The organism is Ascidiimonas meishanensis (assembly GCF_037782385.1).
GTDB lineage: Bacteria > Bacteroidota > Bacteroidia > Flavobacteriales > Flavobacteriaceae > Ascidiimonas > Ascidiimonas meishanensis.
In genome coordinates, this window is the sequence record NZ_JBBEXD010000006.1 from 335,811 (window position 1) to 358,997 (window position 23,187).

General features: G+C 33.2%; 31 protein-coding genes. 23 read left to right on the forward strand and 8 right to left on the reverse strand.

Going from position 1 to position 23,187, the window contains the following annotated elements; all coding sequences use genetic code 11:
- Positions 1-6 precede the first annotated feature (6 nt).
- The 6 genes from WBG07_RS13410 to WBG07_RS13435 all read left to right on the forward strand — a co-directional run bounded on the left by WBG07_RS13410 (position 7) and on the right by WBG07_RS13435 (position 3,267).
- The gene (locus tag WBG07_RS13410; protein WP_340202019.1) at positions 7-663 is read left to right on the forward strand and encodes a hypothetical protein; all 657 of its coding nucleotides are present in this window, start codon (positions 7-9) and stop codon (positions 661-663) included.
- A gap of 20 nt (positions 664-683) precedes the next feature.
- Positions 684-1,337: a hypothetical protein gene (locus WBG07_RS13415; RefSeq protein WP_340202020.1), complete on the forward strand. Its 654-nt coding sequence runs from the start codon at positions 684-686 to the stop codon at positions 1,335-1,337.
- On the forward strand, positions 1,310-2,098 hold the full coding sequence (locus WBG07_RS13420; RefSeq protein WP_340202021.1) for a sensor histidine kinase: 789 nt from the start codon (positions 1,310-1,312) through the stop codon (positions 2,096-2,098). Before WBG07_RS13415 ends, WBG07_RS13420 begins: the two co-directional genes overlap by 28 nt.
- Complete coding sequence (locus tag WBG07_RS13425) at positions 2,095-2,739, forward strand: response regulator (RefSeq protein ID WP_340202022.1); 645 nt, start codon at positions 2,095-2,097, stop codon at positions 2,737-2,739. Before WBG07_RS13420 ends, WBG07_RS13425 begins: the two co-directional genes overlap by 4 nt.
- Before the next feature lie 38 nt (positions 2,740-2,777).
- On the forward strand, positions 2,778-2,939 hold the full coding sequence (locus tag WBG07_RS13430; RefSeq protein ID WP_340202023.1) for a hypothetical protein: 162 nt from the start codon (positions 2,778-2,780) through the stop codon (positions 2,937-2,939).
- A gap of 169 nt (positions 2,940-3,108) precedes the next feature.
- On the forward strand, positions 3,109-3,267 hold the full coding sequence (locus tag WBG07_RS13435) for a hypothetical protein (RefSeq protein ID WP_340202024.1): 159 nt from the start codon (positions 3,109-3,111) through the stop codon (positions 3,265-3,267).
- 99 nt (positions 3,268-3,366) lie between these two features.
- On the opposite strand, the gene WBG07_RS13440 is transcribed toward WBG07_RS13435, so the two are convergent.
- The gene (locus WBG07_RS13440; RefSeq protein WP_340202025.1) at positions 3,367-3,603 is read right to left on the reverse strand and encodes a hypothetical protein; all 237 of its coding nucleotides are present in this window, start codon (positions 3,601-3,603) and stop codon (positions 3,367-3,369) included.
- Positions 3,604-3,883: 280 nt separating this feature from the next.
- On the opposite strand from WBG07_RS13440, the gene WBG07_RS13445 reads away from it, so the two are divergent.
- The 9 genes from WBG07_RS13445 to WBG07_RS13485 all read left to right on the forward strand — a co-directional run bounded on the left by WBG07_RS13445 (position 3,884) and on the right by WBG07_RS13485 (position 9,745).
- Positions 3,884-4,324: an Hsp20/alpha crystallin family protein gene (locus tag WBG07_RS13445; RefSeq protein ID WP_340202026.1), complete on the forward strand. Its 441-nt coding sequence runs from the start codon at positions 3,884-3,886 to the stop codon at positions 4,322-4,324.
- Between the two features lie 67 nt (positions 4,325-4,391).
- Positions 4,392-4,832: a hypothetical protein gene (locus WBG07_RS13450; RefSeq protein ID WP_340202027.1), complete on the forward strand. Its 441-nt coding sequence runs from the start codon at positions 4,392-4,394 to the stop codon at positions 4,830-4,832.
- Between the two features lie 220 nt (positions 4,833-5,052).
- Positions 5,053-5,688: a hypothetical protein gene (locus tag WBG07_RS13455; protein ID WP_340202028.1), complete on the forward strand. Its 636-nt coding sequence runs from the start codon at positions 5,053-5,055 to the stop codon at positions 5,686-5,688.
- 4 nt (positions 5,689-5,692) lie between these two features.
- Positions 5,693-6,718: a 2-hydroxyacid dehydrogenase gene (locus WBG07_RS13460; RefSeq protein ID WP_340202029.1), complete on the forward strand. Its 1,026-nt coding sequence runs from the start codon at positions 5,693-5,695 to the stop codon at positions 6,716-6,718.
- A gap of 5 nt (positions 6,719-6,723) precedes the next feature.
- On the forward strand, positions 6,724-7,263 hold the full coding sequence (locus tag WBG07_RS13465; protein WP_340202030.1) for a DUF4136 domain-containing protein: 540 nt from the start codon (positions 6,724-6,726) through the stop codon (positions 7,261-7,263).
- Between the two features lie 96 nt (positions 7,264-7,359).
- Positions 7,360-7,545, forward strand: coding sequence for a hypothetical protein (locus WBG07_RS13470; RefSeq protein WP_340202031.1), 186 nt, complete (start codon positions 7,360-7,362; stop codon positions 7,543-7,545).
- Positions 7,546-7,703: 158 nt separating this feature from the next.
- Positions 7,704-8,486: a patatin-like phospholipase family protein gene (locus WBG07_RS13475; protein WP_340202032.1), complete on the forward strand. Its 783-nt coding sequence runs from the start codon at positions 7,704-7,706 to the stop codon at positions 8,484-8,486.
- 60 nt (positions 8,487-8,546) lie between these two features.
- Positions 8,547-9,437 carry a DnaJ C-terminal domain-containing protein gene (locus WBG07_RS13480; RefSeq protein WP_340202034.1) on the forward strand — a complete coding sequence of 297 codons (891 nt, stop codon included), beginning with the start codon at positions 8,547-8,549 and terminating at the stop codon, positions 9,435-9,437.
- Positions 9,438-9,448: 11 nt separating this feature from the next.
- Positions 9,449-9,745 carry a chaperone modulator CbpM gene (locus WBG07_RS13485; RefSeq protein ID WP_340202035.1) on the forward strand — a complete coding sequence of 99 codons (297 nt, stop codon included), beginning with the start codon at positions 9,449-9,451 and terminating at the stop codon, positions 9,743-9,745.
- On the opposite strand, the gene WBG07_RS13490 is transcribed toward WBG07_RS13485, so the two are convergent.
- From WBG07_RS13490 to WBG07_RS13500, 3 genes are read right to left on the reverse strand one after another with little or no spacing between them, the layout of a single operon-like run.
- Entirely contained in the window at positions 9,742-10,674 is a 933-nt protein-coding gene (locus WBG07_RS13490; protein ID WP_340202036.1) for a L,D-transpeptidase, read from the reverse strand. The two genes, WBG07_RS13485 and WBG07_RS13490, sit on opposite strands and share 4 nt — an antisense overlap.
- A complete protein-coding gene (locus WBG07_RS13495) occupies positions 10,658-11,455 on the reverse strand; it encodes an LOG family protein (protein ID WP_340202037.1) in 798 nt (265 codons plus the stop codon). The genes WBG07_RS13490 and WBG07_RS13495 overlap by 17 nt, the downstream gene beginning before the upstream one ends.
- 17 nt (positions 11,456-11,472) lie before the next feature.
- Positions 11,473-11,859: a hypothetical protein gene (locus tag WBG07_RS13500; RefSeq protein WP_340202038.1), complete on the reverse strand. Its 387-nt coding sequence runs from the start codon at positions 11,857-11,859 to the stop codon at positions 11,473-11,475.
- 144 nt (positions 11,860-12,003) lie between these two features.
- On the opposite strand from WBG07_RS13500, the gene WBG07_RS13505 reads away from it, so the two are divergent.
- From WBG07_RS13505 to WBG07_RS13525, 5 genes are all read left to right on the forward strand, one after another.
- Positions 12,004-12,786: an MlaE family ABC transporter permease gene (locus WBG07_RS13505; RefSeq protein WP_340202039.1), complete on the forward strand. Its 783-nt coding sequence runs from the start codon at positions 12,004-12,006 to the stop codon at positions 12,784-12,786.
- Complete coding sequence (locus WBG07_RS13510) at positions 12,783-13,562, forward strand: ABC transporter ATP-binding protein (RefSeq protein ID WP_340202040.1); 780 nt, start codon at positions 12,783-12,785, stop codon at positions 13,560-13,562. Before WBG07_RS13505 ends, WBG07_RS13510 begins: the two co-directional genes overlap by 4 nt.
- A gap of 6 nt (positions 13,563-13,568) precedes the next feature.
- A complete protein-coding gene (locus tag WBG07_RS13515; protein ID WP_340202042.1) occupies positions 13,569-14,564 on the forward strand; it encodes an MlaD family protein in 996 nt (331 codons plus the stop codon).
- 140 nt (positions 14,565-14,704) lie between these two features.
- On the forward strand, positions 14,705-15,196 hold the full coding sequence (locus WBG07_RS13520) for a hypothetical protein (protein ID WP_340202044.1): 492 nt from the start codon (positions 14,705-14,707) through the stop codon (positions 15,194-15,196).
- A 22-nt stretch (positions 15,197-15,218) separates the two neighbouring features.
- Entirely contained in the window at positions 15,219-16,178 is a 960-nt protein-coding gene (locus WBG07_RS13525) for a Na/Pi cotransporter family protein (protein WP_340202045.1), read from the forward strand.
- A 36-nt stretch (positions 16,179-16,214) separates the two neighbouring features.
- Here WBG07_RS13525 and WBG07_RS13530 read toward each other — a convergent pair whose 3' ends face one another.
- The gene (locus WBG07_RS13530) at positions 16,215-17,060 is read right to left on the reverse strand and encodes a DUF6920 family protein (protein WP_340202046.1); all 846 of its coding nucleotides are present in this window, start codon (positions 17,058-17,060) and stop codon (positions 16,215-16,217) included.
- A gap of 324 nt (positions 17,061-17,384) precedes the next feature.
- On the opposite strand from WBG07_RS13530, the gene WBG07_RS13535 reads away from it, so the two are divergent.
- A complete protein-coding gene (locus WBG07_RS13535) occupies positions 17,385-18,230 on the forward strand; it encodes a universal stress protein (protein WP_340202047.1) in 846 nt (281 codons plus the stop codon).
- A 24-nt stretch (positions 18,231-18,254) separates the two neighbouring features.
- On the opposite strand, the gene WBG07_RS13540 is transcribed toward WBG07_RS13535, so the two are convergent.
- Genes WBG07_RS13540 through WBG07_RS13550 form a run of 3 tightly spaced genes read right to left on the reverse strand, consistent with a single transcriptional unit; the run spans position 18,255 to position 21,295 of the window.
- Positions 18,255-18,932, reverse strand: coding sequence for an ABC transporter ATP-binding protein (locus WBG07_RS13540; protein ID WP_340202048.1), 678 nt, complete (start codon positions 18,930-18,932; stop codon positions 18,255-18,257).
- Positions 18,933-18,941: 9 nt separating this feature from the next.
- Entirely contained in the window at positions 18,942-20,204 is a 1,263-nt protein-coding gene (locus WBG07_RS13545; RefSeq protein WP_340202050.1) for an ABC transporter permease, read from the reverse strand.
- Entirely contained in the window at positions 20,201-21,295 is a 1,095-nt protein-coding gene (locus WBG07_RS13550) for an efflux RND transporter periplasmic adaptor subunit (RefSeq protein ID WP_340202051.1), read from the reverse strand. Before WBG07_RS13550 ends, WBG07_RS13545 begins: the two co-directional genes overlap by 4 nt.
- A 331-nt stretch (positions 21,296-21,626) precedes the next feature.
- On the opposite strand from WBG07_RS13550, the gene WBG07_RS13555 reads away from it, so the two are divergent.
- On the forward strand, positions 21,627-22,268 hold the full coding sequence (locus tag WBG07_RS13555) for a dienelactone hydrolase family protein (protein ID WP_340202052.1): 642 nt from the start codon (positions 21,627-21,629) through the stop codon (positions 22,266-22,268).
- Between the two features lies 1 nt (position 22,269).
- Positions 22,270-22,923, forward strand: a complete 654-nt coding sequence (locus WBG07_RS13560; protein ID WP_340202053.1) for a phosphoribosyltransferase — start codon at positions 22,270-22,272, stop codon at positions 22,921-22,923.
- The last annotated feature ends 264 nt before the right edge of the window (positions 22,924-23,187 follow it).

Below are 23,187 nucleotides of genomic sequence, written 5' to 3' on the forward strand. Positions count from 1 at the left end.
CAAAAAATGAAAAAAAAATTAGTTAAAAGCGCATACTTAGTAGTATGCCTATCGGTAGTATTTTGTTTTTCTTCTTGTCAAATGGAAGAACGTTCCTGTGAAAAATATCCGGAATTACCAGCATCTGTTGAAAAGAAACTTATCAAAGAAGATGTTGCTAAAGGTTTAAGTGAAGGCTTTATTAAAAGAATTCAAAAATTGCAATCTTTAGAACAAACAGTTCAGAAGTATGCCCAGATAGCAAAAAAAGAACAAAAACTTTCAAGTGTTGCACAAAATGGGCAAAGAAATATTCAGAGCGAAGCCTTAAAAGCAATTTTCAGTAATGAGACGCATCCGTCTTTTGAATTATCAGCTTCCAGTTATTACACTTTAGAAGAATTGGAAAGTTATATTGAATATGCAAAAAGAGAGGCGGCAAAACAGAAAATAGATTTAGATGGCTTCCGGATTTATATGGGGCTTTTTCCGGATGATGCTGATTATGACGAAAAGAGAAATTTTTTAACCGTTTTTATTACACCAACAGGTCGCTCTGCTACTCAGGAAGGCGCCTTTATGACAACCACTATGTATGATGGTGGATCTGACATTACTACCATAGGCTCACTGGAATACGGAGGTAATGGGAACCCACCAAGTACTAGTTTTCCAAATAATTAGTTCAAGGATTGAGACTTTAAATGCAAGAATTAACCAATTATATTAAATATATTGCCTTAGCTTCAGCGATTATAAATACGATATTCTTTTTTAAGTATGCTGGAGGTAAGGCAAAATATTTTTTTTATTCTATTTGGTTTATTGCAATAACGGAGTTTTCTTATAGATTTTTTTATTACAATGTATTTAATGAAGATATTAGTAGTTCTAAAATCGTAGCTAATAGTTACACATTAATTCAATTTTCTTTTTACTTTATTTGGTACAGATATCTCCTTAAGAATAAAGTAAATAAAAGATTGCTTCTTTGGTTCTTAGGTTTATTTTATGTGGCCTTTGTATTAATATCCTTTTTTCTGCAAGATTTCAGCGAAATCACACAAAGCTATGTATATACCATAGGTATGATTTTTCTAGTAGTATCTATTATCTTATACTTTATGGAAATTCTATCCAGCGAATTTACACTTCAGTTTGGTAAATCTGTATTTTTCTGGTTTAGTTTGGGCTTGTTATTATTCCATGTGCCATTCATGCCCTTTATGTTTATTGCAGAATACCTTAACTTTAATAAAAGTATCCCTTATTCTGTGGTACTTTTTGGACTTAATTTTATTATGCATGGCTGTTTTATTTTTGGTGTATTATGGAGCAAAAAGAAATACAATTTTTAGTATTAGCAGTATCAATTGTTTTGATCATACTAGTAGTTACCCTAATTCTTATTTTTTCTGTTTTTCAGAAGCGAAAAACACAATTACTCATTAAACAGGCAGAAGAGAGGCGTCACTTTGAAATGGAACTAGCCAAGTCTCAAAATGAGATTCAAGAGCAGACCTTTAAAAATATAAGCTGGGAACTGCATGATAATATTGGACAGCTTTTGTCTGTTGCCAAAATGCAATTAAATATGCTACAAGCAGATGTCTCCGAAATACATGCAAAGAGACTTAATGAAGCTTCTGAGGTTTTGGGAAAGGGACTTAGTGAAATGAGGCAATTATCAAGATCTTTGAATACAGACTTTATCTCAAATCTAGGTTTAGTAGATTCATTTGAAGCAGAAATCAATCGTTTTAAACGAATGAATTTTTTTAAAATCAATTATAACATTGAAGGAGAACCTATTGTAATAGATCAAAAGGATGAAATTATTATCTTCCGGATTTTTCAGGAGTGCTTTTCAAATTGTGTGAAATATTCAAAAGCAACAGAACTAAATATCCTATTGAAATTTTCAGCAACCGAACTTTATATTTCATCTTGTGATAATGGAATAGGTTTTGATCCGAATACTCAAAAGACAGGCAGCGGTTTAATGAATATGCGTAAACGCTCAGAATTAATAAAAGCAAATTTAGACTTAAAAACCAACGTAAACAAAGGAGTTTGTGTAACTTTGAAATATCCAATTAAGCAAATAACAACATCATGAAAAAATATACTATCGCTATTATAGACGATCATTTATTATTTGCACAATCTTTAGAAGCTTTAGTTTCTTCATTTAAAAATTATGAAGTTCTTTTTCACGCAACTAATGGCCAGAATTTCATAAATACATTGCAAAAAGCTCAAATAAAACCAGATGTGGTATTATTAGATATAAATATGCCAGTAATGAATGGTCTTGAAACGATGGCATGGATAAAAAACACACATCCAGAAATGAAAACAATTGCTCTCTCTATGGATGATAGTGAAGAGACCATCATTAAAATGTTACGTTTAGGAGCTAAAGGGTATCTGCTTAAAGATATTCATCCAGATATCTTTAAAAAAGCAATATCTGATGTAATTGAAAAAGGATTTTATTACTCAGATCGTATTACCAATACCTTATTAGATACACTTGATCGTAAAGAGAAAGATGAGCAAATCAAGCTTCGTGATCGTGAAATTGAATTTTTAAAACTTGCCTGCACAGAAAAAACATACAAAGAGATTGCAGGCTTAATGTTTCTTTCCCCCAAAACCATTGATGGTTATCGAGAAAACCTTTTTGACAAATTAGATGTTAAAAGTAGAATAGGACTCGTACTATATGCCATCAAACATAAAATTATAGAAGTATAAATACTACTTCTTAAAGATTAATTTTTAAAATCAATTTTATGGAAACGCTCATTCAAATTCAAGAAGAAGAGGTTAAGGAGGTTATTAATGGAAATGGAAAATGCCAAGTAAATGGGTGCAGTTGTGTCTCGTTTCAAGATGTATCAGGTAAATGGCCCAAATGCGCAAGATGCGGACACCCATTTTCAGAACATTTTTAGGCCTTAATAATCAGTAGTACACAGCTTTGTTTAGATTTCTGTTTTTGAATCTACAATAGTAAGTAAATGATGCCTCTGCTAGATGATAATTTCATTATCTTATAATGGTTAAAGATTTACTTGTGCCTAATTTTTCCTACTTTTAAAGAAATCTAAAATTCAGTATAGCATGAAAAAACGAAGCTTAAAAAATTTATCACTCAAGAAAAAGACAATTGCTAAAATTCAAGATTCTTTTGAAATTCTTGGAGGAAGGGCACTAATGGAAACTTTTCCAGAATATTCATGCCATCCTGAATCCTGTAATATTCAAATAGAAGAAAAGTAAAAATTTGATCTGAAATTAAAAAATCACTTATTTTAAAACAGCCCTAAACGTTAAAAGCTTTTAGGGCTGTTTTGATTTTTAGTATTGAGGAATCTCCAATTAAGGAAGAAGTACATCACATCTACTCTCTGTCCAGAATTCAGAAATACAGCCCATGCTTTCGCATCCTAAAGAACCACAATGAAAGGAAGGCTCGCCTAAATTATCAATACAAGGATAATCAGACCACCCTCCACCTTTTATTCTTTCGTTCATAGAGGGAGCCAATAATTTTGAATTTAGCTTTGATACCGTAGATTTGGTAAGCTTTAGGTTTGAAACACGATTCTTTTTCATAATAATTAATTTAAGTTTTCATAAATCTATAAAATAAAAAAACTATGATCTGTTAATTTATTTGTAAATAAAATCAACTATTAATTAATCTTTTTTATGGGTATTATAAAAGAATCATCTTAATTAAATATGTTTTACTTTTCTATAAAGGCTTCATAGATTAAAAGAATCTTCCTTTTATTTACATCTCTTCCCTGACTATTATCATTTTTTAATTAGTTGTTTATCATTATTTTAGGTTTAAATATTAATTAATTGTTTAACCAAAAAATATAATCTTATGTCACTAATTAAATTTAATCGTAAAATGCCTTGGTTTGATACCGAACTCTCTCATTTTTTTGATACAAATGATCTTTTTAAAGACAATTTCTGGACCAGAGCTACTCATAATCAGCCTGCGTTGAACATCAAAGAAACAGACGATGCGTTTGAAATTGAATTGGCAGCACCCGGACTTGAAAAAAAAGACTTTCAGGTTTCTATAGATGACGGGTATCTTAATATCAGTGCTGAAAGAACAGAAACTGATGAAGAAAAAACAGAAAACTACGCACGTAAAGAGTTTAATTATAGCTCATTTCAACGTTCGTTATTGCTTCCAGACACAATTATGGAAGAAGATGTAAAAGCAACCTATAAAGATGGAATTTTGAAATTAGCTTTGTCTAAAAAGCCTGAAGCAAAAATCCATACTTCTAAGACTATTAAGATTTCTTAAAACAAGATAAGCCGTCGTACAGATTAAGTATGCTGTAATACGGCTTATCTATTAAAATCTAAGAACCATGATACAGGATAATAAATTTCAATATTTAGAATGGAGAAGTGCAGATGAAATGCACCGTGATGGCTTAAGATGGCTTTCTGAACTTAATTTTATAGCCGATGAGTTAGTATTTCTTGAAGATTTATTGGCAGAATACTTTTTACAACTCTCTACAAAACAACAATATCCGGAAGCTAAATCATTAGTAAAAACTCTTGTAGAGAGTAATAAAACCGTAAAAAGTATGATTTCTAAAGTAAAGAAACATATGAACGAATTATCAATTTTACTTGACAAGGAAGATCAGCCTTATGAAGAAAGGGAGGTAAAGGCAGCACATAGAGAGTTGGTAGAAGAATCAGATAGCTATTTTAAAGACTTTAAGGCACTAAAGAAAAACATATTTATATTGATTTCGGGTATAATGAAAAACGACAAAACAAAACGCCTTTTAAATTAAAATAAAGGTTTAATACCTTTTCTTTATGTTTTTAGCAGTAAGTCTTTGTTGATAGATGGATAAAGAGAAAAATTTTAAGAAAGCTCCTCGTGAAATGTCAAGAGGAGCTTTTTTATATAAATACAATAGATACTTTGCTTATTACTTGATAACTGAGATTAGTCATTTCAATTATTTGTTGGTGGTCGTAACTTTAAGGTCATTGTTAAAAGATGCAATCATGAAAAAAATATTGATACTATTAATAGGTTTGTTATTCTTTCAATGTGGACCTGCGAGAATGACAAATACTTGGCTAAATGATGAATATATAAATTATTCACCTAAAAAGGTATTAGTAGTAGGAGTTACAAATAATCTAATCGCTCGAAAACTTTTTGAAGAACAACTTAGCCGTGAATTACAAGTAAGAGGTATTAAAGCAGCAGAAAGTTACCATGTATTGCCAGCAGACTTTAGTACGGGAAAACAAACTGAAAAAGCCATACAGAAACAGCTTGATAAATTTACAAGTCAGGATTTTGATGCAGTTTTGGTATCAGCTGTTAAAGGAATAGAAAATCGTCGGTATTATACGCAGCCTTATACTACTTCAGGAATTTATTTTAGACGTTTTCGAAGGTATTATTTTCAATATCAGAATATCTATTACACTCCGGGTTATTATGACAGATATAAGGTATATCATCTGGAAACAGCCTTGTTTGATATCACCAAAGATAATGAGCGCTCATTAATATGGGTAGGTAGTTATGACCTTGTAGACCCCAAAAATATTTCAAATACAGTTTCAGATTATACCCGCCGTATAATTAATTCCATGGAAAAGGAAAGGATAATTCCTATAAAGAACTAAGAATATGAAAATACAGGTCTATAGTGCATATGATTTTATTATTCCATATTTGGAAGCAGCAAATAAAGGTAAACACGAACTTCAATTTACCAAACAAGCCCTTTCAGAAGTCAGTGTAAATTTAGCCAAAGGCTGCGATGCCATTTCAATATTTTCGGGAGATGATGCTTCAGCACGTGTACTTAAAAAGTTGAGTGTAATGGGTGTTAATGCTATAGCACTAAGAGCCACTGGCTATGATTGTGTTGATTTGGAGGTTGCTAAAATGCTGAATATAAGCGTAGCAAATGTTCCTGAATATTCGCCTTATGCAATTGCCGAACATGCAATGGCGCTTTTATTGGCAATCAATAGAAAACTAATCATTTCTAATGATCGTATTCGAAAAAATAATTTTTGCATAGATGGTTTAACGGGATTCGATCTCAATGGGAAAACCATTGGTATTATAGGTACTGGAAAAATTGGGAGTGTCATGGCTCGTATTTGTAAAGGAATGGGATGTAAGCTAATAGGATATGACATAGAAGTGAACGAAACCTTGAAAAGAGAAACGGGTATAGTTTATGAAAACCTCACTAAACTTTGTAAACAAGCAGATGTAATTTCGTTACATGTACCATTGAACAAGAAAACGCATCATTTGATTAATGCCAAAATGATTCAAGCAATGAAGCCCGGGGTATTAATCATTAATACGGCCAGAGGAGGGGTGGTAGATTCCAAAGCAATATTAGCGGGTTTAAAATCAGAAAAAATAGGAGGACTCGGGATGGATGTATATGAATTTGAAAAACCCTATTTTTTTCAAGATCATTCAAATAAACCATTAGAAGATACGATTTTACAAACCCTAATCTCAATGCCTAATGTGTTAATTACATCACATCACGCTTTTCTTACGAGTGAAGCTTTAACAAACATTTCAATGGCTACCATACAAGCTTTTGATTACTGGCAAAAAGGAAAGCCTGCACCTCATGAATTATTTCCAATTGCAAACAAAAAAATACTAAACCCTCTAAAATAAACACCATGATTCATAAATTTAAGATATTATATGTTATGCTCTTCTTACTAACTATTTCTAACGTTTCTTGCGGAAGTTCTAAAGTAGTTGCAGAAGAAGATCCAAACACCAACTTTCAAGCCTATAAAACCTTTGTAATCTGTGCAGAAGACCTATTGGTAAAAGATACTAACTATCCGGAATACGACAATACAACTACCAGAATGCATATAAAGACAGCATTAGAAGATGAGATGAGAAAACGAGGATATGAGTTGGAAGCTTCTTCCCCTCAATTACAAGTAGGCTTTAAGTTTACTGTAAAAGATGAGGAAGTTTCAATTACCAACTGTTTTGATGAAGATGAATACTCTTATTGGGCAGGTTGTAAAATAGAAACCTACAATTATGCAGAACAATCGCTAATTATTTATGTTTCTGACCTTGAAAAAAATCAAATTATCTGGCAGGGTTCCATTATTAAAGGACTCACAATGTCGCCAGAAAAATTTAAAAAAACCATTAACCGTACTATTGCTAAAATATTTAAAGAGTATCCAATTTAACAGAGATCTGTTTTAAAAGTAAACTATATAAACTATAATTAAAATGTGAAATAAAATAATATTTTACCAACTACTAAAAATACAACAAAAGAGGAAATGCTTTCAGGGTTAAGTATGTTAAGACTAGGTGGGGGCGGTGAAATGCCAGAGATTATAATGGTGGTAAACAATCACAAAAAAGATGTTTCTAAAACTATTTCTAATGTAATTGATTTAGCGATTAACTACTACAAAAGCATTAATGATACCTGTAGTAGATGTATTCACATTCAAGATCTTTAATTGATACCCAAATTAATTCTAGTAGGTATGATTAGAACGTTGGAAGGAAAAAATTTATTTAATAGCGTTTTAGAAAAGCGGTTTAAAAATAATGCTCTTGTACAGATATTGACTATTAGAATAACAATGATTTTAAATACATTAATTACTAAATTCTCATGAAAAGGCAAACAAAAGGATTGGTTTTATCTGGTGGTGGACACCGTGGCGTAGCACATATAGGTGCGATTAAAGCATTTGAAGAAGCAGGTCTATCCATAGACATTATTTCTGGCACCAGTGCAGGTGCAATAGTGGGAGCCTTGTATGCAGCGGGGAAGCGTACTGATGAAATGCTGGATTTTTTTAGAAATGTTAAGTTATTTTCCTTGTCTAGATTTGCAAGGAAAAAACCAGGTTTTATAGATACAGTATCTTTTCATGATTTTATGCTTTCTTATTTTCCAGCAAATGATTTTTTAAGTTTAAAGAAAAAATTGTTTGTAACAGCTACAAATTTAATATCTGGCTCAGCTGAAGTATTCCATCAAGGTGATTTAATTACGGCTCTTATGGCTTCTGCTTCTTTCCCTGGAATCTTTACACCAGTAAAAATTAAAGACTCACTGTATGCTGATGGCGGAATACTTGATAATTTTCCACTAGAACCACTGCGGGATAAATGTGAGGTTATTTATGGAGTAGATGTGAGTCCTATAAAAAACATGAAACCTACTGATTTTAAAACCTCGTTTAGCGTTATGGAAAGAGCCTATTATTTATCAGTATATAAAAATTCTACAGATAAATTCAGGGAATGTGAGATTATGGTCCATCCAAAAGAGTTAAGCTCTTTTAGTGTTTTTAATTCAAATCATTTAGAAGAGATATTTACCATTGGCTATAATAAAGCAAAAGAAACTATCTCTAAAGCGTCTATAAAAAACAATATACCAATTTAACAGGTTTTGGAAGAAGATACATTTAAATTAAGTTTCTTATTAAATACGATTTAATACGCTATGAATTTTATTGATTATTACAAAGTACTGGGAGTTTCTAAGAATGCATCGGAAGCTGAAATTAAGAAAGCATACCGAAAGCTAGCTAGAAAATATCATCCTGATGTAAATCCGAACAACGCCGAAGCAGAGAAAAAATTCAAACAGCTCAATGAAGCCAACGAAGTATTAAGTGATCCGGAAAAACGCAAGAAGTATGATGAGTATGGAAAAGACTGGCAGCATGCTGAAGAATTTGAAAAGGCAAAACAACAACGCAGAGGTACCCGTACGGATTATACCTATGCTGGGGGTGACGCTGGAAGTGATTTTTCAGATTTTTTTGAAGCTATGTTTGGCGGTGGCGCATTTCAACAAAAAAGAGGAAGAAATGTACGTTTTAAAGGACAAGACTATACCGCAGAACTTCAATTAAACCTTACCGATATTTACAAAACACATAAGCAAACCTTAACTGTTAATAACAAAAAAATACGGATTACAATACCAGCAGGTGTAGAAAACGGGCAAACTATTAAAATTTCAGGTCATGGGGGACCCGGTATTGAAGGAGGACCTTCTGGAGACTTATTTATAACATTCAAAATCATAAATAATACTGATTTTAAAAGGGAAGCATCCAATCTTTACAAAACCATTACAATTCCATTAACCACGGCAGTTTTAGGGGGTGAAGTAATGATGAATACCATGGATGGTAAGGTAAAATTAAAAGTAGCTCCCCTCACGCAAAACCATACAAAAGTAAAATTGAAAGGAAAAGGTTTTCCAAAATACAAGAAGGAAGGGCAATTTGGAGACATCTATGTTACTTACTTGATACAGATACCAGAAAAAGTGAGTCCCAGACAAAAAGAACTATTTGAAGAATTAAGAAAAACCAACCTGTAAATATATTTTAAATGAAACTTGCTTATCATATCAAAGTAAAGGAGTTCTGCCTAAAACATGAAGTGGAAGAATCATTTATTGATACCTTATTGGAGTATGAACTGATTACTGTTAAAATAGCACATGAAGAAAAGTACGTAAGTCATGAAGAGCTATCTCAACTAGAGCGAATGGTGCGTATGTATCGTGAATTAGGCGTAAATCCTGAAGGGATTCAAATTATACAACAATTGTTGAACAAAATTGAAAGGCATCAGCATGAATTACAAAAACTTAGAAATAGACTAAGTAGGTTTGAAGACTTTTAATGTTCATAATGATAAATATCTTCTAGCTGTAGTTTTTTATTATCTATACCTTTTACTATAAGTTCGTACTTTATATTAATGGGAGTAGATACAGGTGCGTAATAATAAATAATCCATGCATCACATTCTTTTGTTCCAATACATCCATTAGAGTAGGCGCTGCCAAGCGTCTCAGGGTTGGTGGTTGGGTGTATCATTTGTCCATTTCTCACTCCGTCAATGATGGTTTCTAACCAAGGTATTCTAGGCAATAGTGTTGTTTTCCCATCATCTCTGTTAGTTTTATGGTATCGCTTCATATTTACTGGGTTATAATAGACGGGATTTTTATGATGTGCTATAATCTTACCGGTTCCCTGAAGGGTTCTTAAATTAGTCATTCGTTTACTCATTGCTAGATATCTTTTCCTGTTTTGTCCTACCCGTATCGGAAAATTAAATAGCAAAGAATCTTCTCTAAAAATTCTAAGTCTGTATTCTGGAATGTTTACTTCCAAATGCAATTTGGCGAAACTTTTTTGAAGGCTGTCAATTTCTTTAATGCCTGGAATTAGAATAGAATCTCCAGATCTAAAAACAATCATTTTCTTCTGGTTGTATACAAAAGAATCTTTGGCTTTTTTCACATAGTAATCCGTCGCATATAGCGTATCAATTATCCAAGGATTAAGATGCACAATAATATGTTCGTTGAGCCCCGCATTTCCGAGAGAATCATTACTCACCACCAAGGAATCCATATATTCAAAATAGTCTTCAATTCTAATAGTTCGAGGAGTTTTAATCCACTTGGCAGTGATGGGAACATTATTTGTTGACTTTACAGAATCTTGAAAAGAAGTGGTGTGCCAATTAAATGAAGCAATGGGGTGCTGCCCTAATAGTAATAAGGGAAATAGTGTAAAAATTGCTCTAAGTATTAGCATCATTATTTTTAATAAGAGATTCTATTTTTTTGATTTCGGCAGACTCACCTAACCACCATTTGCTGCGGATAGGTTTTTTAATAAGTCCAAACTTATCAATAGCATATTTTTTTAAATGCGTTTCCATTTCCTCCACAGAATCCGTCATATACAATAGCTTCATGTCTTCTGGGCTAATACTTTCATTACTAGCCATTATCTGAATATGATGGTGCAGCTCTTTATGATATTCCTTGCCAAAGAGAACCACAGGAAAATGATTAATCATTTTGGTTTGTATAAGCGTAAGAGACTCAAATAATTCATCTAAGGTGCCAATACCTCCTGGCATCACAATAAAAGCATAAGAATATTTAATCAATAAAAATTTTCTAACAAAGAAATATGGTATGTTGATCCATTTATGCAGAAATGGGTTAGCGCTTTGTTCTTGTGGTAAAATGATATTACACCCCACAGAGTATCCGCCATTTAAATAGGCTCCTTTATTGGCAGCTTCCATAATTCCGGGACCACCACCCGTCATTACCGTAAACCCCATTTCTGCTAACCTCTTTCCAACAGCTTCTGCTTTTTGATAATGTGAGTTTTTGGAATCAAAACGAGCAGATCCAAAAACGGTTACACATGGGCCTATGAAATGTAGTTTCCTAAATGCTTTAATAAAATTGTAAAACACCTTCATACTAAACCAAAGTTCCTTGAATCGGTTTCCAGGACCTTCAAGAAATGCTTTTTCTTCGGTTAAGTAATGTCCGTTGTTAATATTGTCAAAACGATTCATTTGTCGGATTTTTTTGGTCACATATATTTTCCAAGAAATTTAAAGAACCTTTGTTTCAGTTTTTGAAATAGCTTCCGTTCCATATCCATTTTTTCGCGAAATGCATGGTGCATATTGCATAAGGATACATTGAGCGATTCATTATTAGATTTTAAACGCGCTGCGATCTCTAATTCATGAGTGTTAATCTGCTCGATAAATTCGTTAATAGCGGTTTTATGAATAAAGAACTGATTTTGAAATTGATCTAACTCCGCCAATACCCTGCGGTCTGTCCAACGTTGTACCAGTTCTTCCAAACGATTATTAAAAGATTTGAGTTCATCTTTCCAAAACAATAATTCTTTTTGCCAGTTTTGATGTTCAAAATGAAGATCTTCTATGTAAATAGTTTTTGTTTCCATAAAAATTGAATTTGAGTGAATGGTTTAAAATTAAGAGGATAATGCACCTAAACCTATGATAATTGTCATGAGATGTTATGACTTAAATCATTTTTAGCCAACGGGTAGTAAGCTATATTTGAGTAGTTTCAAAGCAAGATATTGATGATGCAATCGCTTCAAATAATTAACAAATCCAAACAGTTTTTAAACCAAACTGGTGAATTGGCATTTTTTGCCAGTCGTTTTCTTAAGGAATTCTGGAAACCTCCCTATGAGCTCAAAGAACTATTGCACCAATGTTACCAAATAGGCAATCGTTCTATGACACTAGTTGGAATTACGGGTTTTATTATAGGTCTTGTACTCACATTGCAAACGCGTCCAACCTTATTAGAATTTGGTGCGGTATCATGGATGCCTTCTATGGTAGGCATCTCTATTGTTAGGGAAGTAGGGCCTGTTGTGATTGCTTTAATTTGTGCCGGAAGGGTAGCTTCTGGAATAGGTGCCGAGTTGGGTTCAATGCGGGTAACAGAGCAAATTGATGCCATGGAAGTTTCTGGAACCAACCCATTTAAGTACTTAGTGATCACCCGTATTGCAGCTACCACTTTAATGGTGCCTCTTTTAGTTATTTTTGGCGATTTATTAGCATTGTATGGATCTTATTTAGTAGAACATTTTAAAGGAGATGTTTCATTTACTTTATATTTTAATCAGGTATTCAATTCTTTAGAATATGGTGATTTAGTTCCTGCTACTATAAAGTCCTTCTTTTTTGGCTTCGCAATTGGATTAGTAGGCTGTTTTAAAGGATACTATTGCGAAAAAGGCACAGTGGGCGTAGGTATAGCTGCAAATACAGCTGTAGTTACCGCTTCTATGCTGATTTTTATTTTGGATTTTATAGCCGTATTTATTTCAGATATTTTTTATGAATTATGAAGATTTCTCCACATACAAATCCGTTAGCAGACACTACCAATGAAAGAAAGATAGTTATGGAAATTCATGATCTCCGAAAAAGTTTTGGTAACAACCACGTATTGAATGGTTTTAATATGAAGTTGTATCAAGGCGAGAATTTGGTGATTATGGGAAAATCAGGCTCTGGAAAATCGGTAATGATTAAATGTCTGATAGGGCTAATAATACCCGATAGCGGAAGCATTAATGTGATGGGAAAAGACATCAGTAAACTAGATCGTAAAAGTTTGGACGAGTTAAGATCAGAGATTGGTTTTCTATTTCAAGGAAGTGCACTTTATGATTCTATGACTGTTCGGGAAAACCTTGAGTTCCCATTGAGACGTCATACCAAAAGGTTTAAGAAAGATTTAGATTCAAATGCGATGGTTTTGGAAGCTTTAGAAAATGTAGGATTAGCCGAGGCAATAGACCTAATGCCGGCAGAACTTTCTGGAGGTATGAAAAGAAGGGTGGCTCTTGCCAGAACCTTAATTATGTTTCCTAAAATTATTTTGTATGATGAACCTACCAGCGGATTGGATCCTATTACTTCCAAAGAAATTATTCAGTTAATGCTCCGAATCCAGAAAAAATATAATACATCATCTTTAATTATCACGCATGATGTAGACTGCGCCCGGGTTATTTCAGACCGTATGATTCTATTGGTAGATGGGATTAATTACGCCGAGGGAACTTATGAAGAACTTCTAAAGTCTAAAGATGAAAAGATAAAAGCATTTTTTAAATAATGAACAATGGCTAAAACTACTTTTCAAAATATTAAACTAGGTTTTTTTGTTTTAATAGGAACTGTCTTATTAATAATAGCCACATACCTTATTGGTAATAATCAAAACCTTTTTAGTAAAAATTTTAATATCGTTTCTGTATTCAGTAACGTCAATGGTTTACAACTTGGCAACAATGTGCGCTATGCGGGTATCAATGTTGGAACCATCAAAAGTATAGAAATGGAAAATGACACCACCATTGTGGTTAAAATGGCTATTGAACAAAAAATGCAACGACATATAAAGAAAGATGCGATTGCCAGCATTGGATCTGATGGATTGGTTGGGAATATGATCATTAATATTATTCCTGGCAAAGACTCAGATATTTCTGTGGTAGAGGGAGATGAAATTAAATCATACAGTCGTATTGAAGCAAAAGATATGTTGAGTACCCTCAACACCACCAATGAAAATGCAGCACTCCTCACGGCGGAGTTATTAAAGGTGACACAATCACTCACGAATGGGAAAGGCACTTTTGGCAGACTTTTAAATGATACCATTATGGCTTCCAATTTGGAACAGACTATTGTTAACTTAAAAAACACAAGCGCTATAATAAATGGAACCCTTACTCGTCTCAATAAGCGCGTGGAAGCACTTAACTTTGAGAATAGTAGTGTTGGCGTACTTTTAAACGATACCATTTCGGGTAATAGCATAAGAAGTACCATAACCCGTCTTGAAAAAACGGGAATTGCGGTAGAAACTATTGCAGAAGATATAAAAGATTTAATGACTACCATAAAGGAAGGTAACGGCACATTGAATTTTCTTGCCACAGATACTATAATGGTAAACAACCTTGATAAAACCATGCGAAATCTGGAAGAAGGAACCTACCGATTTAATGAAAATATGGAAGCTCTTAAACATAATTTTTTGTTTAGGCGTTATTTTAGAAAACAAGCAAAAAAAGAACAAAGGCAAGCAAAAGATTCTTTAAAGAATCAATAGATAACAATTGAAAGCAGATAGAATATAAAGTGTATCAACAAAAAGAGTCCTCTGATTATGATGCTCACTTAACTTGTCATAAATGTGATTAAGCCTACATATTAAGAAGAACAGCGCATAAAACTTTAAAAATTTATCTTATGAAAATTACGCATCTTGAAGATAGAGTAGAAGATTACAAAAGATCTATTCAAACGGTAGTGGAAAAAAAAATACTTTGGAAAAATGAGATACGTAAACTTATATTAAAAACTTTACATGCTATAGCAGATGCATACCCAATAGGATGGAGGGTACAGGAACTTAGTTGGATTCATAGCAATGAGGCCGTTAATATCACTTTTGACTCTTTTCCTCCGGGACTCATAGAAAAAACAAATCAGATTCCGTCTTACCAGTTCATTCAAGGAGGAACGCTCTTGTTTTCTCAATCCTACAGCGGGGATATCTATACGATAATCTTATTTCCTGTTCCGGATAATTCTCCTGTGGAAAATGAGAATATAGAATTAGGTATTCATCCTCCGTCTCAAATAAATGAGAAACTTGTAATTGAAACAGTAGATACATTTTTAAGAGAAATGATCAAATGGGAACTTCCATCTCTTAGGGGAAAGGTAGGGTTTCATTGAAACTTCTAAGAATTTAAACAAGATGTCAAAAGATGATTTAATAGCTATATTACCGTTGATTTTTGGAGGTTTGGTGTTGTTTTTATATGCTATCAGACAACTTTCAGATACATTGAAGTTTTTTCTATCGGGTAAGGCAAAAGCATTACTGGAACGCACTACAAACACCATTTTTAAAAGCATTGTCATAGGTACTTTAATAACTATTTTATTAGATTCCTCTTCAGCTGTCATCATTATTGTAATTATTCTTATCAATGCGCGTACCATAAACTTTAAAAATGCTATTGGAGTAATTATGGGAGCAAATGTCGGCACCACTATTTCAAGTCAATTGATAGCTTTTAATGTGAGTAAATATTCTGTAATCATAATGATTATTGGTTTTATTTTATGGATGTTTATGAGTGCTACGACAGTTAAAAAGATAGGTCGTATTACCTTGTATTTCGGATTACTCTTCTTTGGGTTGTATCTAATGGAGTTATCTGTATTGCCCTTGGGGAAAAGCGAATTTTTTAAGGAATGGATGTCACATTTGGAAACTCCTGTAAAGGGAGCTGCGATAGGTGGGTTAGTGACTCTGATTATTCAATCTTCTAGCGCTACAGTGGCGATGTTGATTACACTTGCCAAACAAGACTTAATAAATATAACCGGAGCATTAGCAGCTATGCTGGGTGCGGAACTCGGTACATGTTCAGATACACTTCTTGCCGTAATAGGGGGAACCCGAGATGCCTTACGTGCCGGTATTTTTCACCTGATTTTTAATTTAGTACCAATTGTAATTGGCTTGTTCTTATTTAATTATTTTGAAAAACTAGTTGTTTTTGTCTCAGGAGATACAACCCTGCAAAGGCAAATTGCTAACGGACACATCCTTTTCAGTATTCTTAGCTTGCTTTTATTCCTTCCTTTTACCAAATATATGTATCAATTTATGATACTGCTCATCCCAGATCGGAAAGCAGCCAAATAATTATTTGATTTGAATGTATTGAAACTAAATTTTCCATCAGTTGTAAGATGCCTTTTTGATTTCAACCTCCAGCCAGTTAAAATCTTCCTCTTGTAATTTCCAAGTAACACGTGATTTAGACGGAATGGTAATTCCCTGAAACTCCTTATGATCCATAATAGTTACTAACCAAGGTTGTTCAACAGCATTTTTAGCTCCATCAAAGTAACGCATGGTTTCAATTGATTTTAGTGCTCCATTTTCGTGAAAACTAAAAATAGCTGAAACATACTTACTATTATAAGTAAGCGTTGCTTTTGCAGAAGTTTCCGAAATATGCTCCCAGCTTAAGTAGTTAAGTAAAGCAGCCGAAGGAAACCAACAAGTTTCGGCAAGAAAGCGTATCATGGCTCCAGAATCGATTTTTGGATTATTTTTTTCATTGACTACAGGAAAAATTGAGAATAACTTGATAGACATTTCTGCTTTTCCATTCTCTAATTGATCTCTTGCTCTCAGGTATATACCAGGCGTCAATTTTATATCGGCTATCCAAATAAAAGCAGGGTCTACCACATTAAAATACTGTTTTGCAGAATAGGATATCCACTTAGCATTGGGTTTGGTTTTCATTCTTCCAGATTTTTCTATATAAACTAAGGTGACTTTTTTATGATCTGAGATTCCTGAAAAGTGCATCCATTTTTGAATAATAGGGGGTAAGCAGTCCATCTTTTTGGTAGCTGCATGGGAGTATTTTAAAGTATCTACCTTTTTTAAGAACTTTTCTACCCTTCTACAAGTGAGTCTATGAAACCAAAAATTGGCAAATTTAAGAATGCTTAGTATAGCTATTAACAAAGTAATTATCAAGAATAGCCAGTTCATTATGGTTGAATTCATAAACATCATTGGTTCCACTAGTACATTTATATTTTTTAAAATCTAATCATTTCTAGTTGCTAAATAGGCATAGGCATCTCTTCAATTTTAGAGGTTTATTACCTAGTAAGTTGTATTAAAATTAGCTACTGAAGCTCTTTAAAACCATGATAGTTATCACACATGAATGGAGAAATAGTTAGTGATTTTTATAGTTTTTCAACGCTTAATAGATTGGCATAAGTCTTAACAAAATTTATTTTTTATTTGAAGGAAGATGACAAGGATCATTTTTTCTTCATTTTATTAGTTCTAATTTGATTCTTGGTAAAAAATCTTTTTCAAATGAAAACACTACTCTATGCCACCGATTTAAGAACCGAATCTGTTTCTTTACTTAAATATGCTTACGAACTTAGTAAACAATTAAATGTTAAATTGATTGTAGTACACGTCTATGATTTACCCCCTGTAAGTATTCCGGGTTATCTTGACGATCTTAAGATAGACCTTAAAGTTTCAGATGAAAAAAGGCATGCGTTAAGAGCGTATTGCTATCAGCATTTAGACACTAAGGCATCCAAAAATAATAATGAATTACAAGTGGAGGCTGTAGAAGACACCTCTGTGATTAATGGTATTCTTTCTGTAGCAAGAAGTGTTTTTGCCGATTTAATCTTAGTGGGAACTCAGGGTAAATACAAGAAAAAAGCATTATTTGCGGGTAACATAGCAAGATCATTAGTTACTAAGGTAGCTGTGCCCTTAATGATAGTTCCTCATGAAACTAAAGAGTTAAAAATACATACCATTGTTTATGCGAGTGCTTTAGAATCAAAAGATATAATGGCACTAAAGACGCTGGCTGGTATTGCAAGACCTTTTTTAGCAACTATAAAAGTATTACATATTTCTACTAAAGATGAGTACGAAAGTGAAGAACAACTACTATGGTTTAAAGAATTGGTTCAAGAGTATTTAAATTATAAACGAATTGAGTATGAAGTTATTACTTCCGAAGATATTTTTGGAGCTATAAATAAATATGTATTAGATTCAAAATCAGATATATTGGCTATGTTAGAACGCAAAGAACGCAATCTTTTGAGAAGCTTGTTTCATCAGGATTTGGTTAAAAAAATGCAAACAGATCTGTCCATACCTCTTATTAGTTTTAGAATGGATGAATAAATATTATATTTTTTGATAAGCCAGTTATTGACTAATAATTCGGCCGTCTTCCATTTCAATAATTCTATCTGTTCTATTTGCAAAATCAATATCATGTGTAACTACCAATAGTGAGAGTCCTTGTTCTTCTTTTAGTTGTTTAAAAATCTGGAATACATTTTCAGAATTATAACTATCTAAGTTTCCAGTAGGTTCATCACCCATTAAAATTGCGGGATTATTAATAAGTGCTCTTGCTATGGCAACTCGTTGTTTTTCACCTCCTGAAATACGATTCGCCCTTTTGTTCGCTAAATGACCAATATGAAGCATATTTAGTTTAGTCATTGCGTCATGTTCAATTTCATGATGTGTTTTTTTACCTAATTTTTTGGCTGGAAGCATTACATTTTCCAGAACACTAAACTCAGATAGTAGATAATGAAATTGAAAAACAAAACCAATATGCTGATTTCTTATCATAGACAACTCTGTTGGATGCTTTCCAGTTACCAATTGATCATTTAGAAATAATTGACCTTCATAATCAGTATCCATTGTAGACAAAATATAAAGTAATGTAGATTTTCCGGAGCCTGATTTTCCCATGATAGAGGCAAATTCTCCTTTATGAACACCAAAGCTGATATCTTTTAAAACATGAAATAAAACAGGTTTTTTGAATTTCTTATTGATATTATTAGTTTTCAGAACAAGGCTCATAGCATGCTTTTAAGTACCTCTTATTATTTGGACAGGGTCAATTTTTCGAGCTTTATTAGAAGGTAAATAACCCGCAATAAAGGTAGACAATAAGGCAAATGAAATGCCAATAACATAATACATGGGGTTGTAATTAATAGGATAAGTGGAGATGGTTGGTAAAGCCTCGGTTTCAAAGGGAATAGTGTCTATTAATCTAGATAGACCATAACCTACAAGCAGTCCAAAAAGTCCTCCAATGGCACCTATAATTACCGCTTGACTCATAAAAATAAGTTGGACATCAATACCAGAAAACCCAGTAGCCTTTAAAATAGCAATGTCTTTCATTTTTTCATAAATAAGCATATTTAAGATGTTATAAATACCAAACCCTGCTACTATTAGCAACGTAACACTCACAGAGTAGGTGATGAGGTTTCGTATGGTACTTCCAGTTTCAAATTGGGCATTCGCTTCATTAATATCTGTTGCTTTTATTTTAAACTGCTTTTCCAGACGGTTTGCTATAGAGACGGATTGATTTATATTGAATAGTTTGACGTTTATATCTGTAATATAGTTTTCTGCCTCTCCTAAAATGCGTTGTACGGTCTTGAGGTTAGCAAAACTTTGAACATTGTCAATATCTGCAATTCCACTTTGGTAAATACCTATAATTTTTAATGGAAAAATATCCCCTTTAACCGTACTTATCTGGACTCTATCTCCAACAGATAAAGACATTTTTTTGGCAAGTCCGGCTCCTAATAGAATTCCATTTTCTGTGTTTCTTAATACCTCTGGTGTTCCTTGAACTATGTAATCTCTCATATTAAACAAGCGGGCTTCCTCCATTATATCAACTCCTACCAAATTTCCGCCTAAATCTATAGAACCAGAAAGGTAAAATATTTGTGCTCTTAATTGGGGTATAGCACCCAAGACATTGGAGTCTTCTTTTAGGTGTTTTAGAATAGGAAGTGCATTGTGTATTTTTTTCTGTTGCTGTTTTGGTTTTACAGAGTGTACTACCACCATATGTTCTTTAAAATCAGAAAATAGATCCGTTGGCTGCTTCTTAGAAGGTTCAATCTCATTATAGAGATGAATATGTGGGGTTTGATTAAGAATCAAATCGTCAAGCATTTGATTTAAACCAGTCATAAAACTCACCAGAGTAATATAAGCACCAATACCAAACATAACTCCCAATGAAGCGGTTACTGTAGACTTCATTTTGGTAATTAAATGTGTTTTTGCAATGGCTAATATAACTTTCCAATTAATCATTTTTCCGGTTTCAAAATATAGGTGTTTTCGTCAATTCCTTCAAGAATTTCTATTCTATCCAGCGTTTGCAATCCGGTAACTACTTTTTTGATTCCATGCTGAGTTAATACCCTGTCTTCTTCAATTAAATAATCTTTTGGAATGCTAAGTGTTTCCGGTCTCTTTGCTATGATTACATTACCTTCACCTGCAAGTCCTGGATATAAAATAGCTGGTTTGGTTATAAATTCAGCTTCAATTTTAAAGGTTTGCGTACGTTCATCTTTTCTAGGATATATTTTAGATACTTTTGCTTCAAATACTTTTGAGTTATACGCATCAAGGCTAATTAGCGTTGCCTGTCCTACGCGAATTTTAACGATGTCTACCTCGTCTACCAACATTTCAATCACAAAATCATTAGCCGATCCAATAAGTGCCAAGGGTTCTCTTGTGCTTACAATTTCTCCTGGGTTTTTATATACCGAGTATACTTTTCCGCTAATCTTACTGGTGACCGTAAAATCTTTGCTTGCAATTGTGGCAGTTTTATAATTATTGGAAGCCTGTTTGAGTTGCGTTTCCAATTCTTGCTGCGTTCTATCATATTTACTTTTTAGTAATTCTAGTGAATTTTCAGAAAGCTCATAAGCAAGCTTTTTGGTATCAAAAGTTACCTGCGAGCCAATTCTCTGTTCCCATAAATTCTTCTGTCGAAAATAATTGATAGAATCATTTTTATATTTTAAAGTGGCTGCACTAATTTCATCTTCAATTTCCGCAAGAATTGCAGTGCTACCATCATAACGCTCTTTGGAAAGCTCATAGGTTAATCTGGCATTTTCCATATTCAGTTTTGGGGTAGTATTAAGAATCTGCATGAGTGCTTTGTTTTTTACAATCAAATCACCTTCTGCTACCAGATTCTGTTCCAAAATTCCACCAACAGCAGCATAAACCTCGTAAAGGCTATCAGGTTGTATAATAACGGAAGCATAAACAGACTCTATGATCTCTGATTTTTCAGGAAGAATCTTGTCATTACCTTCATTACATCCATAGAGGCATACAAGTAAAGAAAAAAGAAAATAAAATTGAATTCGGGTTATCACGGAAACTTAGATTTTACTCAAAATAATATGAAAATCAGCATCATTCCTATGACTAAAATCATAAACCATATTCCATTATAAAAAGAATGTTTAACTGATGTTTGTCATTTCATTTTAGTTAATCATCACTTAACTTGCTTACTCCAAAAGTAGCATGTGTAAACAAATCGTATGTTTCTGGTTTGCGTTATTTTCTTTAACCAGAATGATTTATTTGGAGGTTTATTTCCTAAATATAGCTAATACCTTGTGTTTATAACGAAGGCTGCTAATAGTAAAATTCATTTACAGTGTCTGGCTTAAAAACAAATAGAAAATCAAAAAAAAAGATATGACAATTAATGACATTCATAGAAAGATAGAAATGGAAATAGCGGGTGTTATTTTACCTGGAGAATTAAATATTCCACTGCAAGCAAAAGCAATTGTACTTTTTGCACATGGAAGTGGCAGCAGTAGATTAAGCCCAAGAAATAACTATGTAGCCGGAATTCTTCAAAAAGCTGGTTTGGGCACATTGCTATTTGACCTTCTCACTTCAAAAGAAGATCTCAACTACGAAAACCGTTTTGATATTAATCTTTTAACGGAAAGATTAATAAAAGTAACACAATGGATACAGGAGTATGAGGAAACAAAAGGTTTAAAAATTGGTTATTTTGGTTCCAGTACGGGTGCGGCTTCTGCCTTATGTGCAGCCTCCTTTTTTGGGGATCAAATTTTAGCGGTAGTTTCAAGAGGAGGAAGGGTAGATCTTGCTTCTCAAGATCTTACTAAGGTAAAATCTCCTGTGTTGCTAATTGTTGGAGAATTGGATAAGGCAGTTATTGAATTAAACCGCCAGGTTTCTAACGAATTGACGAGTAGGCATAAACTGGTAGTTGTACCTGGTGCATCCCATCTTTTTCAAGAGACAGGGAAACTCGCCGAGGTTTCTGAATTGTCTGCAGCTTGGTTTAACAAATGGTTATAAAATGAAAAAGATGTTTTTTGATCGGAAAGATGCAGGAGAACAATTGGCTGTCGCCTTACAAAAGTATAAAAGCGAAGATGCTATTATATTGGCTATTCCCAGAGGAGGTCTTCCCATAGGCGCTGTAATATCAGAAAAATTAAATAAGCCCTTAGATGTGGTACTTACAAAGAAAATAGGACATCCTCATAACAAGGAATATGCAATTGGGGCGGTAAGCATGCATCATAAAACCATAAGTGATACTATAGATGTTTCAGAAAGGTATCTAAAAGAAGAAACACTGCGGATAAGAGAATCACTAGGTAGACGCTATGATCAATATTATAAAAATTGTGATCCTCTTGAGTTGGAAAATAAAACTGCCATAATTGTAGATGATGGAATTGCTACCGGGAATACCTTAGTAATCACTATTGAGCTTGTAGCCAATAAAAAACCAGCTAAGATAGTAGTTGCAATTCCAGTGGCGCCCGCATCTGTTCTAAAGAAAATAAATGATATTGACAATGTAACTGAGGTAGTATGTTTGTATGCCCCCAGTCAATTTAGAGCAGTAGGAGCGTTTTATCAAGACTTTACTGCTGTTTCAGACAAAGAAGCAGTTTCCTTATTAACCAGAATTCGAGGTAGGAAATTGGATTCTATATCATAAAAAATGCAGAAAATTAAAATGCTAAATTTCAATTAACTAAATATATGCTGCTTATGAATTCTAAACACAAATTACGCCCCTGAATTCTTCTTTAGGCTTACATCGTTGAAATTACTGTGGTGGTGATGGTTAAAAGAGGAGATTAGGAAGTTGCACAAGTATTTCTGTTGTAGATACTACTCCCATAAGAGCTTATAAGAGCGAGAGAAGTAGCCGTACAAAGTTTTTAAAATATAGTTACACAGGTACATTAAAAATTGGTGA